15 protein-coding genes are annotated in these 16,771 nt (G+C 37.4%); 6 read left to right on the forward strand and 9 right to left on the reverse strand.

The features are described from left to right. Together H7254_RS16430 and H7254_RS16435 are read right to left on the reverse strand one after the other, a co-directional pair. Positions 1 to 427, reverse strand: a 427-nt coding sequence (locus H7254_RS16430) for a hypothetical protein (RefSeq protein ID WP_301934001.1), incomplete at its 3' end; no start/stop codon positions are given. 12 nt (positions 428 to 439) lie between these two features. Beyond that, complete coding sequence (locus tag H7254_RS16435) at positions 440 to 1,459, reverse strand: bifunctional oligoribonuclease/PAP phosphatase NrnA (protein ID WP_301934002.1); 1,020 nt, start codon at positions 1,457 to 1,459, stop codon at positions 440 to 442. A gap of 172 nt (positions 1,460 to 1,631) precedes the next feature. Here H7254_RS16435 and H7254_RS16440 point away from each other — a divergent pair, with 172 nt between their 5' ends. Then, positions 1,632 to 2,048, forward strand: coding sequence for a nucleoside-diphosphate kinase (locus H7254_RS16440; RefSeq protein WP_301934003.1), 417 nt, complete (start codon positions 1,632 to 1,634; stop codon positions 2,046 to 2,048). 112 nt (positions 2,049 to 2,160) lie between these two features. On the opposite strand, the gene H7254_RS16445 is transcribed toward H7254_RS16440, so the two are convergent. The 3 genes from H7254_RS16445 to H7254_RS16455 form a co-directional block, all read right to left on the reverse strand. Continuing rightward, positions 2,161 to 3,051, reverse strand: a complete 891-nt coding sequence (locus H7254_RS16445; protein ID WP_301934004.1) for a TraB/GumN family protein — start codon at positions 3,049 to 3,051, stop codon at positions 2,161 to 2,163. Between the two features lie 14 nt (positions 3,052 to 3,065). Continuing rightward, the gene (locus H7254_RS16450) at positions 3,066 to 4,907 is read right to left on the reverse strand and encodes a UbiD family decarboxylase (protein ID WP_301934005.1); all 1,842 of its coding nucleotides are present in this window, start codon (positions 4,905 to 4,907) and stop codon (positions 3,066 to 3,068) included. Positions 4,908 to 4,976: 69 nt separating this feature from the next. After that, the gene (locus H7254_RS16455) at positions 4,977 to 5,810 is read right to left on the reverse strand and encodes a DUF6089 family protein (RefSeq protein ID WP_301934006.1); all 834 of its coding nucleotides are present in this window, start codon (positions 5,808 to 5,810) and stop codon (positions 4,977 to 4,979) included. A gap of 244 nt (positions 5,811 to 6,054) precedes the next feature. Between H7254_RS16455 and rluF the strand changes: the two genes are divergently transcribed. Continuing rightward, positions 6,055 to 6,786: a 23S rRNA pseudouridine(2604) synthase RluF gene (gene rluF / locus H7254_RS16460; RefSeq protein ID WP_301934007.1), complete on the forward strand. Its 732-nt coding sequence runs from the start codon at positions 6,055 to 6,057 to the stop codon at positions 6,784 to 6,786. Positions 6,787 to 6,822: 36 nt separating this feature from the next. Here rluF and rlmB read toward each other — a convergent pair whose 3' ends face one another. From rlmB to H7254_RS16480, 4 genes are all read right to left on the reverse strand, one after another. Then, complete coding sequence (rlmB, locus tag H7254_RS16465) at positions 6,823 to 7,587, reverse strand: 23S rRNA (guanosine(2251)-2'-O)-methyltransferase RlmB (protein WP_301934008.1); 765 nt, start codon at positions 7,585 to 7,587, stop codon at positions 6,823 to 6,825. A 97-nt stretch (positions 7,588 to 7,684) separates the two neighbouring features. Then, positions 7,685 to 8,944 (reverse strand): methionine adenosyltransferase, encoded by a 1,260-nt coding sequence (metK, locus tag H7254_RS16470; protein WP_301934009.1) that lies wholly within the window; start codon positions 8,942 to 8,944, stop codon positions 7,685 to 7,687. Between the two features lie 95 nt (positions 8,945 to 9,039). Then, a complete protein-coding gene (locus tag H7254_RS16475) occupies positions 9,040 to 10,530 on the reverse strand; it encodes a DUF4270 family protein (protein WP_301934010.1) in 1,491 nt (496 codons plus the stop codon). 38 nt (positions 10,531 to 10,568) lie between these two features. Then, entirely contained in the window at positions 10,569 to 11,381 is an 813-nt protein-coding gene (locus H7254_RS16480) for a glycogen/starch synthase (protein ID WP_301934011.1), read from the reverse strand. 108 nt (positions 11,382 to 11,489) lie between these two features. Between H7254_RS16480 and panC the strand changes: the two genes are divergently transcribed. From panC to H7254_RS16500, 4 genes are all read left to right on the forward strand, one after another. Further along, a complete protein-coding gene (gene panC / locus H7254_RS16485; protein WP_301934012.1) occupies positions 11,490 to 12,338 on the forward strand; it encodes a pantoate--beta-alanine ligase in 849 nt (282 codons plus the stop codon). Between the two features lie 87 nt (positions 12,339 to 12,425). Beyond that, the gene (locus H7254_RS16490; RefSeq protein WP_301934013.1) at positions 12,426 to 13,466 is read left to right on the forward strand and encodes a lysylphosphatidylglycerol synthase transmembrane domain-containing protein; all 1,041 of its coding nucleotides are present in this window, start codon (positions 12,426 to 12,428) and stop codon (positions 13,464 to 13,466) included. Positions 13,467 to 13,571: 105 nt separating this feature from the next. Further along, entirely contained in the window at positions 13,572 to 15,638 is a 2,067-nt protein-coding gene (gene ppk1, locus H7254_RS16495; RefSeq protein ID WP_301934014.1) for a polyphosphate kinase 1, read from the forward strand. 94 nt (positions 15,639 to 15,732) lie between these two features. Continuing rightward, on the forward strand, positions 15,733 to 16,611 hold the full coding sequence (locus H7254_RS16500; protein WP_301934015.1) for an exopolyphosphatase: 879 nt from the start codon (positions 15,733 to 15,735) through the stop codon (positions 16,609 to 16,611). The last annotated feature ends 160 nt before the right edge of the window (positions 16,612 to 16,771 follow it).

Below are 16,771 nucleotides of genomic sequence, written 5' to 3' on the forward strand. Positions count from 1 at the left end.
CTTTATTGGAATAAATATTTACAATTTTGTAGTAGGCTATCAGGTGACCACCTTTTTTCATAAAAGGTGGTGTGTTGCCACCTTCTTTCATAACACTATCTACCAATTGTTTTACAATGATACTATCGCCTTTTTTTACCTGGCCGAATATTTTGTAATAAGCAGGAGGCATACCGGCAGAATCCATCGAAGCTATCTGATTAGTAGTTTTTCTTGAATCATACAATACGGTGTCTTTATCAGCACCTTTATATGTTTGTTGAAATTGTATTTCAAAAAAGTTTCCGTTTTGCAATGTTTTACCACTACCAGCGGCCGAAATGATTTTATATTCCATTCCTTTTTCGCCTTTCTTAAAAGACCCGCCCCCGTTACAACTGACCAGTAATATAGTTGATACTACCGCTAAATAAAAAAATTGCTTCATGTTTTTTTGTGTTTAAAATTGATAATTACTTAATTGATTTTTATTTTCTGTCATGGCTTTACTAAACAATGCCACTACTTCATCGAGTGATTCTTTGCTTTGTCCGCCTGCTGCATTAAAATGGCCGCCTCCGTTAAAATAGGTGCGGGCAAAAGTATTTACATCAAAACCTCCCTTGCTTCTAAAAGAGATTTTACGCTCCTCTCCCCTGTCGATAATAATGGCGGCTAATTTTATTCCTTGTATGCTTAAAGGATAATTTACCAACCCTTCTGTATCCCCGGTTTTAATATTGTATTTAATAAGGTCAGCCTGCGGAATAGCTATCAGCGCTGTATTGTACTCGTAAAATATCTCCATCCTGTTTAACAAAACATTGCCGAGAAAACGAAAACGATTCTCCAGAAAATTATCATACAACGCTTCATGAACCGGTCCTTGCCTCAGCCCTTTGTCTTTAAGATTGGCCACCATTCTGTGCACATTGGCACTGGTAGCCGGAAAGCGAAAAGACCCGGTATCTGTCATCACACCAGCATATATACATTCTGCTATTTCCATATTTATTTTATCATCATAACCACTGTCCTCAATAAAATCGTATACCATTTCGCAGGTACTGCTTTTGGTGGTATCGCTTACTCCATAAGCAAATTTATCTGTCTGTGGTTCCTGGTGATGATCAATGAGAATTCTTTGTGCAGTTGCATTTTCCAGTTTTTGCTCCATCCGTTTGGTACGGTTAAGGGTATTAAAATCAAGACAAAAAATCCAATCTGCTGCATCAATGGCCTTATCAGCTTCTTCTGTTTGCCGTTCATAATCGAGCACCTGCTTTGTACCAGGCATCCAGTTTAAAAAGCTGGCCCAGTTAGTAGGCGATATGACTGTAACACTATGGCCAAATTGTATTAAAAAATTATACAAGCCCAATGAAGAACCCATGGCATCGCCATCCGGTTTCTGGTGAGTGGTTATTACAACTTTGCGGGGCTGCAACAATAATGAAAATATTTGTTCAAGTGACTGCATAAAGCGGCGCAAAAGTAATTGAAAGTTTTTAGTTTTCCATTTTCTGTTTTTAGTATACAAGCAGTTTATCGTTTTGCTAACTTTTTTTTATAAAAAGGCAGCTATTTTATTTACCCGAATATGAACTCAATAAACCGAAAAACCTTCTATCTTTGCGCCTCAAAATAAAAACATGGGTAACAAAACATTTACAATAATTAAACCGGATGCAACAAGGAAAGGGCATACCGGGGCAATTTTAGCACAAATAAACAGTGCCGGTTTTAAAATTGCAGCGTTAAAAATGCTACATCTCTCTGCTGAAAAAGCAGGAGAATTTTATGCAGTACACAGGGAAAGGCCTTTTTATAGTGAACTGGTGGAGTTTATGAGCAGTGGCCCTGTAGTAGCAGCCATCCTGGAAAAACAAAATGCAGTGGAAGATTTTAGAACCCTGATTGGCGCAACCAATCCTGCACAGGCTGCGGAAGGTACCATCCGTAAATTATACGCAGCTTCTATCGGTGAAAATGCTGTTCACGGAAGTGATAGTAATTCTAATGCGTTGATTGAAGGCGACTTCTTTTTCAACAAGCTGGAACAGTTTTAAATTTCATTTCCTGGTATAAGAGATAATAATATTTATTGATAGAAAGCCGCTTATTTTAGCGGCTTTTTTGTTAGAGATATATTGTACAATAACACCTTTCAGAAGAGGTATTTTATTGATTCAGCAAGGGTTGTACCATATATCCTTCTTTGCGCAATAAGGCTATAAGCCCCTGTTTTCCTACTAAGTGACCTGCCCCCACTGCAACAAAAACAGGGTTTGTTTTCATGATGCTTTTTAACTGAACTACCCAGTTTTTATTGCGGTTGTTTAATAAAAGATCCTGGTGATTTTCCATGCCGGATTCGCTTTTGCTAAACAGGTTTTCTATTTCATTAATCTGCTGATTTTTATACACCTGCATCATAGTATTAAAAGATTTTTTATTGGATGCCATGCTGTCAATAGACTGTAATAATTCCTTTGCCTGTTCTTCGTAAGGAATACTGTCAAATACACCAGCCTGAAATTCCATAGTTTCCAGTCCCTTTATTTCTTTCTTTTGTGTTTTCGCTACTTTCATTAATTCTTCCTCCACTCCCGAAATCAATTTGCAGGGCATCATTTTGGGATACAACAGCGCTTCCAGAAAAAAAGGTTTCATTCTTACAATAAAGGATAGAGGCGTTTTAAGTGAATCAGTAAAATACTGCCGTATTTTTTTATAGTCTGCATCGCTGTACAATTGCTGTAGTGTTTTTCCATCTTTCATTGTCATCAGCATCATACCACCAAGGATTGTTGCAGGGTCATCCATATCTATTTCCATGTAAACTTTATCTGCACGGTTAACGGCAGTTGTTAGCTGATTGCTGAAATGAATATCATTTTTACACATCAAATGAAAAGTACCAAACAGATATGATGGCTGCTTCAATCCCTTACCGCTTACCTGCCATAACAAACTGTTGTCATCTTTATTGAGCAGTAATTTTGAAGAGTCACTTTGGGCATGGCAGGAATAAAAAAATATCACCAGCCCAAACGTTTTTATCAGTTTCATGTGTATATCATTTATCAGGGCAGGATGGAATACAGGCTTCCCCCTTTGTTAAAAAATTTATCAATTTTTTTTTCTGTTGCTGCATCGGTCATAACTGGTGGTGCATGATGTGGCTTTATCCTGGCATCAAATACCAGCGGTCCTTTGCATCCCCAATGTTTGTTGATGGTGCTGCTTTCTATACCATAAATATCATGCGATGGATTGCAACGGGTGAATGTAACCCACAAAAAATTTCGAAGCGTTTCACTTACAAACGCCGCATCATCACAAATAACCAGCACTGGAACTGTTTGTAATTCATCGATTTTACTTTGCAGTAGGTTGTTTAAAATATCTATCTCTTTAATAGCAGTTGAGTACGATTGAAAAGGTGTTACTTTTAATGCAATTACTCCCGGCATCACTATTTCAGGCTCCTCAAAATATTGCAGGTGTTGTAAACAAGCCGGCACTTCTGTTGCCAGTGAACGGATAGTTTCTCCATAAGCAGCTACTACTACTTTACTTCCCAAGTTTATAGAAGTGCCGGAATAATCCAATGTGTCAATGGTAGTGTTGGTATAAAAATGGATATCCCTTAAAAGATTTATCCGTTGTAAAATATACTGCAGGTACAATTGAATATTAGCTGTGGTAAGTTTGTTACTATCATCTGCGGTGATAAATAAAAATTTGGCCAGGCTCAACTGTCCGGTACCCAAAATATGGTTGGCGATGGTTAATATTTCTGCTGGTTGCTTTGTGGGTGTATAGGGCGTATACCGTTCGCTTCCTATCGCTAACAGCAACGGATGCACCCCTGCCGCATCCACAGCATGTACTTCTTTTAAACCAGGAATTTCAGCCTGCACTGCAGCTCCGGTTAATTCATGTATCAGTTGTCCAAAACTGGTGTCTTCCTGCGGTGGACGTCCTACTACTGTAAATGGCCAGATGGCATTTTTTTTTGCAAATACTTTATGCACTTTCATTAGCGGAAAATTATGCCGCAGACTGTAATAACCAAGGTGATCACCGAAAGGCCCTTCGGGTTTATTTTCTCCCGGATACACTTCGCCGGTAATCACAAAATCGGCATCGGTGCTTACGCAAAAACCGTCTACGTAAGTATACCGAAATCTTCTTCCACCGAGCACGCCGGCAAAAGTCATTTCGCTAATGCCTTCCGGCAGCGGCATAACAGCCGCCACACTATGTGCCGGAGGACCCCCTGCAAAAACACTTACTTTTAAAGGCTGGCCTTTATTATTGGCTTTTGTTTGGTGAACACCAATGCCACGGTGCAACTGGTAATGCAGGCCAATTTCTTTGTTCATCCTATACTCATTTCCCGAAAGCTGTATACGGTACATACCCAGGTTGGCATGCATAATTCCGGGCTCATCAATATCTTCTGTATACACCTGGGGAAGGGTTACAAATGCACCGCCATCCATTGGCCAATGATGAACCTGAGGTATATTTTCTATTTGTATTTGCTGAAATAATACTGGTTTATTGGAAGGGTTTTTTAACGGCAATGCTTTTAAAGCAGCCATGCCTGCAGCAAAATTTTTGAGAGGGTTTTTAATAGCTTTTACCGGATCATTTTTTAATTCAATCAACTGCTGAACCAATGATAATGTATCACGAAATATGAATTTACTTCTTTGCAGTGTGCCAAAAATATTGCTGGCTGTCCTAAACTTGCTTCCTTTAACATTCTCAAATAACAATGCCGGGCCACCAGCTTCATGTACCCGTAAATGTATGGCAGCCATTTCAAGGTATGGATCAACTTCTTCGCGGATACGGACGAGTTGCCCGTTTGCTTCCAGATCAAGTAAACATGTTTCTAAAGACTTATATGCCATCGTGTTTGGTTTCGGTGTAAAAGTAAAACACTAAAACCATCAATTGGTTTTCATCAGCATATAAAACAATCAATAAACATTTACAGGACAATCGGTTTTCAATTTCCTTCCACTATTGCCTGAATTCAATCTAAAGCCAACAGTAAGACCTGTGAAATAGTACCAGTCTTTACTTTGGGCGTTTCCCCTGATACTGCCTGCACCTGGATAAACTAATCCGGTTTTTAATTCACCACCCCTGAAAGCCATGTCTACAGCACGCTGGCCGTTATTTAAGAGAAGTAAATTTTTATCTGCATACGTGGTACTTACATCATCAAGGTAATCAGTAAAGGTTTTTCTGAGCCCTATTTCAAAACTAATTCTTACATTATTATTTAAAGCCATTTTTACCCCTGCCCCAAATGGAATTGAAAGCTGCGTAAGATTATATTTTTTACGTCCATGGTAAAATCCCTGACCTTCTGTACCTAATGGCTGAAGAAAAACCTTGTTGCCGGCCGTATCCAAAGTAGATGGATTAAAATGAAATATTGCCAGTCCCGCAAAAAGATAGGGCGTTAAATCCTGCTCCTTCAAATTGATTAAATCATATTCAAGGCCAGCGTGGAACTCTGTAACAGGTGAAGAAAAATTTAAATTACGGGAAGCGTTTTTATTCAATTTTTTATCATCGCCACTTATTTTACCTGCTTTAAAACCAGCCATTATATACAATTGATCAGTTACCTCATATGCCAATCCTATACCTGCCGCCAAATGTGCCTGATTAAAAGTAAATTTTTTATCCTGCAGATCGCCCTGGTAATTACTGATTCCTGCAAAAGTAGTTACCAGCATGCGCTGGGCCCTGGTAAAAACAACTGACAATAAAAGTAAAAGGCAAAAAAAGATTTGTTTCATTATAACTGATAAAATGTTAGGGCAAGTTGAATTACAATAATCATTCCTTAATATTAAAACCTTTTCACCATAACACAAGGCTATTAAGACAGCCCGTTATTTTTTGGACCAAGTGGATTAGAATTATAAAGCTACTATTTTATTTATGTTTCTACCTGCCTGCAATTGGATAAAACATCCCCGTATTAACAAAAGTAAAACGCTGGTTGCCTATCTTTATTGTAATTTAATTTCTCTTTCGTATATGGATAAAAGTTTAAATAAATACATCAGTGAAACAGGCTTTTGTTCCAGGAGAGAGGCCGATAAATACATTGACCAGGCACGGGTTACTATTAATAATACTATAGCCGTTAAAGGCAATCGGGTAATGCCGGGTGATGTGGTAGAAATTGATGGGGAACCCATTAAAATGAAAGATAAAATTGTTTACATGGTTTTTAATAAACCTGTTGGCATTACCTGTACAACCGATCTTAAAGACAAACACAATATCATAGCATTTATCAATTACAAAAGCAGGATATTCCCGGTAGGCAGGCTGGATAAGCCTTCTGAGGGATTAATATTTTTAACCAATGATGGTGATATTGTAAATAAAATATTGCGGGCCGGTAATAACCACGAAAAAGAATATGTGGTTACCGTAGATAAACCCATCAATGCTGAATTTATACAAAAGATGGGTAATGGCGTTAAAATTTTAGACACGGTTACAAAAAAATGTTTTGTAAAACAAGAGGGCAAAAACAGGTTCAGGATCATTTTGGTACAGGGGCTTAACAGGCAGATAAGAAGGATGTGCCAGGTTTTGGGCTACAATGTAAACACCTTGGTACGGGTGCGCATTATGAACATTACGCTGGCTAATTTACCGGTGGGGAAGTGGCGATATTTTACTGCGGAAGAAATAAAAACTATTGAAGTAAATGTTTCCACTTCCGTCAAAACAGAAGATGGTTCCTGGTTTGAATAAATTGCAAACGCAATCATGCAGGTAAAATAGTTCCCTCTAGTATCTTTGCTTCATCACTTCGTATAAAATTATACCCGTTGCAACCGATACGTTCAGAGAATCAAAGTCTGAAGTCATGGGTATCTGAAACTGTTCATCGCAAATTTTTAAAAGAGGCTGGTAAACGCCGTGTTCTTCTCCGCCCATCACAATGGCACAGGGTTCGTTTAAGTTTAATTCAAAAACTTTTTTGGCAGCCGTCATTTCACTCGCAAAAACTTTTATACCATTCAGGTGTAATTCATCCACTGTTTTCATTAAACTGTTTACACGGCAAATAGCTATATTTTCCAATGCACCGGCAGAGGTTAAAATTGCATCTTCATTTAAGGCTCCTACTCCTTTATCCGGAATGATGATAGCATTTACGCCAAAACAAAACGCACTTCTGGCAATGGCACCAATATTTCTGATATCTGTTATACCATCCAATATTAAAAACAAGGGCACTTCTCCCTTTTCAACTATAAATGAAATAATATCCTGCAGATTCTGATATTGAATTTTACTGATCATTGCCACACAACCTTCGTGGTTACTGATGTTGAAGCCGTTCAGTTTTTCAACCGGTACTTTATTAATGGGCACCAGGTTCTGCTCTGCCAACAAACGAATTTCATCAATCACAGGTCCATGTATCGTTGTTTGCAGATAAATTCTTTCTAATTGTTTACCTGATTTCATGGCATCAATAACCGCTTCACGGCCAATAACCAGGGTGTTTTTTTTAGGACGGTGTTGTTGTTGTCTGAAATTTTTCACAATGCAAAATTAATTATTATTGACAGGGATAAAAAAACCATAAGCTTTTTGAAACTTATGGTTTTGAGAGAAATTGCTTTAAAGAAATTGAAGTACTTTATTTTAATCCGAAAACCTTTTTTACTTCCTTCACCGCATCTAATTTTTCCCAGGTAAATAATTCAACTTTCATTTTAATTGATTTACCATAGGGAGAAGTAAATATTTTTTCTACCACTTCGTTTTTACGACCCATGTGACCATAGGCTGCAGTTTCACTGTAAATAGGACTACGCAATTTTAAACGTTTCTCAATAAAATAAGGGCGCATATCAAAGCAGGGCATTGCCATTATTTTTTTTGCAATTTCACCATCCGTTAAATTTACTTTGGCTGTTCCGTAAGTAACTACGTTTATGCTGGTGGGCTGTGCTACACCAATTGCGTAACTAACCTGCACCAGTATTTCGTCGCACAATCCGGCAGCAACCAGGTTTTTGGCTATATGTCTTGTTGCATAGGCTGCACTTCTATCAACCTTACTTGGATCTTTACCACTAAATGCACCGCCACCGTGAGCGCCTTTACCACCATAAGTATCTACAATAATTTTACGGCCTGTTAAACCCGTATCGCCATGAGGACCACCAATTACAAACTTACCCGTTGGATTAATATGGTATTTTATTTTATTGGTAAACAAATGATCGTACTTGGGATATTTGGCTCTTACCCTTGGTATAATAATATTGATAATATCCTTTTTTATTTTTGCCAGCATTGTTTCATCTTTGGCAAAATCATCGTGCTGTGTAGAAACCACGATTGCGTCTATGCGCACCGGCTGATTATTGTCGTTATACTCCAATGTAACCTGGCTTTTGGCATCAGGACGTAAATATTTAATTACTGTATTCTCTCTGCGTACTGCTGCCAATTCCAGCAAAATAAAATGTGCAAGATCTAATGCCAGTGGCATGTAATTTTCTGTTTCGCTGGTAGCATACCCAAACATCATTCCCTGGTCGCCTGCTCCCTGTTCTTCTTTTTTCTTTCTGTCTACACCCTGGTTAATATCCGCCGATTGCTCATGAATGGCAGAAATAATACCACACGAATTTGCTTCAAACATGTACTCACTTTTAGTGTAACCAATTTTACGGATAACACCCCGTGCTATTTCCTGTACATCAAGATATGCCTTACTTTTAACCTCTCCTGCCAGTACTACCTGGCCGGTAGTTACCAACGTTTCGCAGGCCACTTTACTGTTAGGATCAAATGCTAGGAAATTATCAATCAACGCATCGCTGATCTGGTCCGCTACTTTATCGGGATGTCCTTCACTTACGGACTCTGATGTAAACAAATAAGGCATATAATTTTAATTTTTGAATTGCAAAGATAAGTGGGTAGCACTAAACAACAAAGCCTCCAAAAATAAGGGAGGCTTTGAATTATTTATCAATTTTTTTAGATTTTAGAGTATACAATCCGTAATCTTAACTTATAATTAGGGTTGTTGCCATTGCCTATTTTAATACCTCCAAATGCAAGTCTGTTGCTGAAGGGCAAACGATAACCGTAGTACAATAAATTATAAGGTGCTGATACACGAAGCCCATAATTAATATTTTGCTTTGTTATGATATCCTGTACATACCTGCTTATATTAAATACATAATAGTTCATCTGCAAACCGGTTAAAGGATCAATTTTACTGAGCTGGTTTCCACCAAAATAAGCATAATCAATTCCGCCGGTTGGATAAAAGGGCTGGGCACTTGTGTTAGGATTATATAAAGTTGACGGATTAAGATCGTAAGGCAATGGTTTATATTTCCACATGGAACCGGTATCAATTACATCCACATATAAAAATGCCGGTGCGTTGAATACTGTTAATGCAGAAGGAATTTCTTCCAGTATCAGTTCCGCACGGTGTATAATGCTATTTTTAAAAGTGTCTAATCCCGGAATTTTAAGGTTGGCATACGTGCCGGGCGTTGCCTGGATAAATAACTCATTTGCCGCTGGATGTTCGTATTGTGAACCTGCCCTGTTTCTGTTTATATAATTTGCCGTTGCCGATTTTGTAACACTTGTACCTGTTGATACAGCCCAGGAAGAGTGAGCGGTATCGATTGGTGTGCCATTTTTACGACGGTAATGGATTTCCAGGCGTGTATTGATGTCTGTTAGATTAATGTAAAACAACCCATTGTTATCCCCACTTCCGTTTGATTGAATAACAAAACCTTTAAAAACAGTTTTAAAAAGTGAATCTGAATTAAAAGGTTTATTGGCACTTGAATCGCCGTTGGCAATAATTTTATTTAAAAAAGCAACGTTCAACGGGATACGTATCTGGTAATTGGCAGAATCTTTTCTGCTATTCAAAAAAGTATAATTTTTTAAATCGGTTGGTATAACAGTAACTTCTCCAAGAACATTTGTTGGAGAAACTGCAGGCTGATAATTGGTTTGATAAATAGAATCAAATCTGAAATTTGTTTCTGCCGGATCTAATTCCAATACCCTCACATGCTGAGGTTTTGTAGAATCTCCATAAAATTTTTTGTAAGAAAGGCAAAGCACCACAGAATCAAAACCAGTGCCATCAGGAGCAAATGGTTGCCCGATTGAATCTTTATTGTTGCCAAAATAATATGGAAAAAATCCCGGCTTCATCTCCAGATAAATATTTGCATCCGTTGTACCAAATAGCGGATCATTGCTGATAGTTCCCAATACATGAAGATCAGTTAAACCAATTCTCGTAGAATCCGGGGTTAAAATGCCCTGTGTTCCACTAACAGTAAGGGTATCAGCAAATGTGTGTACATTATCTACAGCGGGTATTAGGTCGGCACCAACTTGTGTGGTATCTATTTTTGTACAACTCCATGAAATAATTGAAAATACGGTAACACTTAAAACTAAACGTAAAAATTTTCTTTGCACAAAAACAATATTTTAATGAATGGGTGTGGTTTTTTTACCTATTTAGCAAGATCGTTATATAATTGTAAATAGTCTGTTAAATCACTTTCCGCATTATACGGTAAGGTTTTTTTACCTTTTATTTTACTAAACTCTTCCACTAATTTTTTATCAACTTTTTCTGCGCCAAAAGTTATGGCATCTGCAAACGCAGCGCCACCCCTGAACATTGCCACATTATTTATATCTTTAAAAAAATCCAGTTCTTTTTTTGTAACGTTGTCGTTTATGGTGATCAATTTTAAAAAATCTGCGCCCAGTTTTTCTTTAAAAGTTGTTTGCCCGATGGTGTACACCACTTTACAATTGCTAAAAACCGGTTCTTTTTTATAAGCTGCTTTTATAAACATGGGTATTAAACCTGTCATCCATCCGCTGCAATGAATAATATCTGGCGGCCAGCCGAATTTTTTAACCGTTTCCAGCGCCCCTTTGCAAAACAAGGCCGTTCTTAAACCATTGTCGTCATACCATTTTTCGTTTTCATCCGTAAAAACAGTTTTACGTTTAAAAAAATCTTCGTTGTCTAAAAAATATACCTGCAGCCTGGCATTGGGCAAAGAAGCTACCTTTATTACCAACGGATAATCATCTCCATCTATTGAAACATTAATACCCGACAAACGAACTACTTCATGCAACCTGTGCCTTCTTTCATTGATAATGCCAAAGCGTGGCATTATGCACCTTACTTCCATTCCACTATCATTGGCTTTTACTGCCAGTTTATTGATAATCTCCGCAAACTCTGTAAGCTCTACATAAGGAGACATTTCATTGGCAATGAATAAAATTCGCTTTTTTGTTGACATTTGTGATTGATTAGATTAAGACAGAAGGTTTTCCCAAAGGGATGCAAAGTTACAATAATTTTATTACAATCAATATGCACGTAGATTTGAAGCACAATAACCCCTGGAATGATCATATATAAACGAATTGCTGACATACAAAAAAGGCTGATGGATGCGGGCGCCCAAGGTCTGTCAACAGGCTTTGTTCCTACAATGGGCGCACTACATAGCGGCCATATTTCTTTAATAGCAAAAGCAAAAAAAGACACAGACATCGTAGTCTGCAGCATATTTGTAAACCCCATGCAATTTAACGATCCCGAAGATTTTGAAAAATACCCGGTAACAATTGATGCAGATATTTACCTGCTGGAAAAAGCGGGTTGTACTATTTTATTTTTGCCAGCTGTAGAAGAAATATACCCGGAAGGTTTAAAAAAAAATGTACAGTTTAAAGTAGGATTTATTGAAACTATCCTTGATGGAAAATATCGCCCCGGTCATTTTCAGGGCGTGTGCCAGGTAGTACACCGGTTGCTGGAAATTATAACGCCACGTAAAATATACCTCGGTCAAAAAGATTTTCAACAATGTATGGTGATAAAAAAAATGGCCGCAATCTATTTTCCTTTGCTGGAAATAATAATTTGTCCTACCGTAAGAGAAATCAGTGGCCTGGCTATGAGCAGCCGCAACAAAAGATTAACCGCTACACAAAAACAGCAGGCTTCCGAAATTTTTAAAACACTGCTGTTTATAAAAAAACATATCCGGCCTGGTTTTTTAAACAACCTGCTGCAAACTGCTTTGCAAAATTTGCAGGCAAAAGGTTTTAGAGTAGATTATATTGCCATAGCCAATGCTCACAACTTGCAATTACTGGATACCTGGGATGGAAAAGAAAAAACAGTGGCTTTAATTGCAGCATTTTTAGATGAGGTAAGGCTGATTGATAATATGATGATAAGCGAATAAATTATACTCTAATTAAAAACATTCCAGTGAGGGTATCTTTTTTAGTAATAAGGAATGTTTGTTTTTACTTTGTAATTTTAAATAGATATGCGTAGAAAAACAAGTGTAATACTTCAATATATTATTTTTTTAGGAGGAGGTATTTTCTTAATCTGGTGGCAGTTTCATAATATGACACCCAACCAGACTGTAAAATTTAAATCTGCACTTGCGGGTGCGGACTACCGCATATTGATTCCTATCGTTTTTTTTGCCCTGGCCAGCCACATAAGCCGTGCTTTAAGATGGAAAATATTATTAGAGCCGCTGGGATACAAACCTTCATCATTCAATACATTTTGTGTAACAATGGTGGGATATCTTGCCAATTCTTTTGTGCCTCGTTTGGGTGAAATTTTAAAATGCACCCTACTTGCAAAATATGAAAAAATTCCTGTGCAAAAACTAATCGGCACCATTGTTATAGAAAGAATTTTTGATATTTTTTGTTACTTTATTTTCATTTGTTTTACAGTTTTAATACAGTATAAACTGGTAGGTAATTTTGTAAAGGCAGAAATAGCAACAATGGTAACTGGTAACACCAGGCTTCCTTTATGGGCAACGGTACTTGCCACAATTGCTATTATTATTGCAGCGTTTTTGCTGTTACGTTTTATATTTAAAAAATTTGCTTCAGCTAAATTGTTACAACAAATCAATAATTTTATTACCGGCTTAAAAGAAGGCATTGCCAGTATAAAAAAATTACAAAAAATAGGATGGTTTTTATTTTATACCCTGCTTATCTGGAGTATGTACCTGTTGCAGATTTATATTGGTTTTTCTGCTATTGAACAGGTTTCTCACCTGGGTCTAAATGCAGCCTGTTCGGTTTTAACATTGGCCACATTAGCCATGATACTGACCCCAGGCGGCATAGGCACTTTTCCTACCGCTATTTTTTTAGTGCTGAGTTTATACAAAATTGATCAGTCTATTGGTGAAGCGTTCGGCTGGCTAATGTGGGGAACGACCACTTTTATTATTTTGTTTTTTGGGTTGCTTTGTCTGGCCTTATTACTTTTTATAAATAGAAAAAAACAGACTGATATAGTTCTTACGCAGTCTTCGTCAATTATTAAATAGTAACCGATCCCTTTAAAACTTGATGGAAACTTAACAACGGTGTTTAATTTTAATAATACCATTCCGTTTAATTTTACCCATTTTAAACCAAAAAATTAATTAGTCTTGTTAAAACAAAAAGTAATTATAAGAGATCTGAGCTGGCTATCTTTCAATAGCAGGGTTTTGCAGGAAGCTGCAGATGAAACGGTTCCGTTGAGGGAAAGAATTAAATTTCTTGGTATTTTTTCTAATAACCAAGATGAGTTTTTCCGGGTACGTGTTGCTACTTTAAAAAGAATGATAGAAATGGGACAGGCAGGTAATATGCACCTGGAAGTTTCGCCCGAAACGATATTACGGGAAATACAGGAAAAAGTGGTAACCCAGCAAAAAGAGTTTGACAGGATATGGAACGAAATATTGAAAGAACTAAAAAAGGAAAAGATCTTTTTAATTAATGAAACTCAATTAAACAAGGCACAACAGCAATACATTACCGACTATTTTAATGATGAAATACGCTCCAACATTGTGCCGCTGATGATTGAAAGCATCCAGGCTTTTCCTATCCTGAGTGATAAATCAATTTACCTGGCCTGTAAAATGTCAGCAAAAAACAACAGCATTCCGCAGCGCTATGCGCTGGTATCGGTACCTGCAAGACGTTTGAACCGGTTTGTTATTTTGCCCTCCAAACCAAATGAACATACCCTCATTTTAATGGAAGACGTTATCCGTTTTTGTTTGCCCTATATTTTTTCTTATTTCGGCTACGATGTTTTTTCGTCGCACATTATTAAAGTTACACGTGATGCAGAAATTGATATTGACAACGACATCGAAACATCTGTAATTCAGAAACTGGAAAAAGCATTAAAGAACAGAAAAAAAGGTAAGCCGGTTAGATTTATTTTCGACAAAGATATAGATGCCTCCCTGCTCACTTATCTTATTAAAAGAATGGGCTTAAGTGGAAAAGATAATTTGATACCCGGGGGGCGGATTCATAATTTTAAAGATTTTATTAATTTTCCTGAAGCTGTTTTTAAACAAAAAAGTACCCGTAAAAAACCTTTTTTACATCCCTTGTTAAAGAATGTAAATCGTGTTACAGATGTTATTTTACAAAGGGACGTGCTGCTTAGTTTTCCCTATCATTCATTTGACAGTTTGACCGACCTGCTAAGGGAAGCTGCTATTGATCCGGATGTAAAAAGTATTAAGATAACATTTTACCGGCTGGCTTCCAGGTCTAAAATCATTAATGCGCTTACCAATGCGGTACGCAATGGTAAGGCAGTAACAGCGGTGATTGAACTAAGAGCCCGGTTTGACGAAGAGGCCAACCTGGAATGGAAGGAAGAATTGGAAGAAGCGGGCGTAAAAGTATTGATTGGCGTACCCGATTTAAAAGTCCATGCAAAGATATGCCTGATAAAAAAAATTGTAAAAGGCCGCACGGTGCATTATGGTTTTGTGGGAACCTGCAATTTAAATGAGCAGACGGCAAAAATTTATGGCGATCATTGTCTGCTCACTTCCGATCGTTTTATCATGGCAGATGTCAACAGGATATTTCATTACCTTGAACAACCAAAAACGAGAATTAATTTTTTAAAAGCATGCAAAACGCTGTTGGTAAGCCCGGTTAATTTACGCAGGCAACTGATACAGTTAATTGACAGGGAAATTAAAACGGCCACCTCAAAAAAACCTGCAGCCATTACTTTAAAACTAAACTCGCTAAGCGATGAACTACTCATAAATAAATTATACGATGCTGCCAGGGCTGGTGTGGAAATCAACATGGTGATAAGGGGTATTTTTTGTATGCTTACCGAAAATAAAAAGTTTAAAATACCGGTACACGCCATCAGCATTATAGATGAATACCTCGAACATGCCAGGGTGATGATTTTTTACAATGGCGGAAAAGAAAAAGTATTTATTTCATCTGCCGACTGGATGGTAAGAAATTTAGACCACCGGGTAGAAGTGGCCTGCCCTATTTTTGAAAAAGATATTCAGGAAGAATTGAAAGATATTTTACGGATACAATTGTCTGACAATATTAAAGCAAGAAAATTAGACAATGACCTGGATAACCAATACATTAATCCCCGCAATAAAAAAAAGGTTCGTAGTCAGGTAGATACCTATAATTACCTGTACCGTAAATTATCCACATAATAAATTCATTATTACTGGCAGCAGCTGATAGAAAATTACAATGGTATATTTGTGCAGCACAAACAAACTATCACCATAGTAAACCAACAGGATATTGAAATTAGCAGCCATCGACATAGGTAGTAATGCAGCAAGGCTTTTAATAACTGAAGTTATAAAAGATGAAAAAGGTACTGTTGTATTCAATAAGCTTAACCTGGTAAGAATACCGCTGCGACTGGGTTTTGACGTTTTCCAATATGGCACTATCTCCAAACAAAAGATTGGGATGCTTTTACAAACCATGAAAGCTTACAAACATTTATGCAATGCTTATGAGGTGGAACATATTAAAGCCTGCGCCACCAGTGCCATGCGTGATGCAAAAAATACCGCAGATATTATCCGCAAAGTGAGAATGGAAACTGCCATTGAAATTGAAGTAATCACCGGAGATATTGAAGCAGGACTGGTGTATGAGACTCATGTGGCAGAAAATATGGATAAAGATCATAGCTATTTATACATTGATGTGGGCGGCGGCAGTACGGAACTTTCTTTTTTCAGCGATGGTATTCTCACTTATAAAAAATCTTTCAATATCGGCACCATTCGTTTGCTTAAAAATATGGTAACCGACAGCGACTGGGATGAAATGAAAGATAATATCCGTTCGGCAACCAAAGGTCAAAAAGAAGTAGTGGCCATTGGCAGTGGTGGCAATATCAACAAGGTTTTTTCTATGAGTAAAAGAAAAGATGGAAAGCCGCTGTCGCTTGAATTGTTGAGGGATTATTATAAAGAATTAGGTAGTGTGCCTTTGGCTGAAAGGATCAGCAAATATTCTTTAAGGGAAGACAGGGCGGATGTAATTATTCCCGCCATCCAGATTTATATAAACGTGATGCGTTGGGCTGGAACAGAACAAATTTATGTGCCGAAAATTGGTTTGGCAGACGGATTAATCCGTCATTTATGGGATGAGTTAAAATAACCCTTCACCTCGTTTTAAAATTTACTGCAATACTTTTTTGCAAAAAATGATTTGCAAAAAACACAGCAATGAGCATCCATGCAATATTTGTTACCAGTTATCTGCCTCATCCTGAATGATTCCCTGAAACTAAATTTATACAAAATGCCATTAGCCACTT

This window comes from Ferruginibacter sp. (assembly GCF_014377975.1).
Classification (GTDB): domain Bacteria; phylum Bacteroidota; class Bacteroidia; order Chitinophagales; family Chitinophagaceae; genus Ferruginibacter.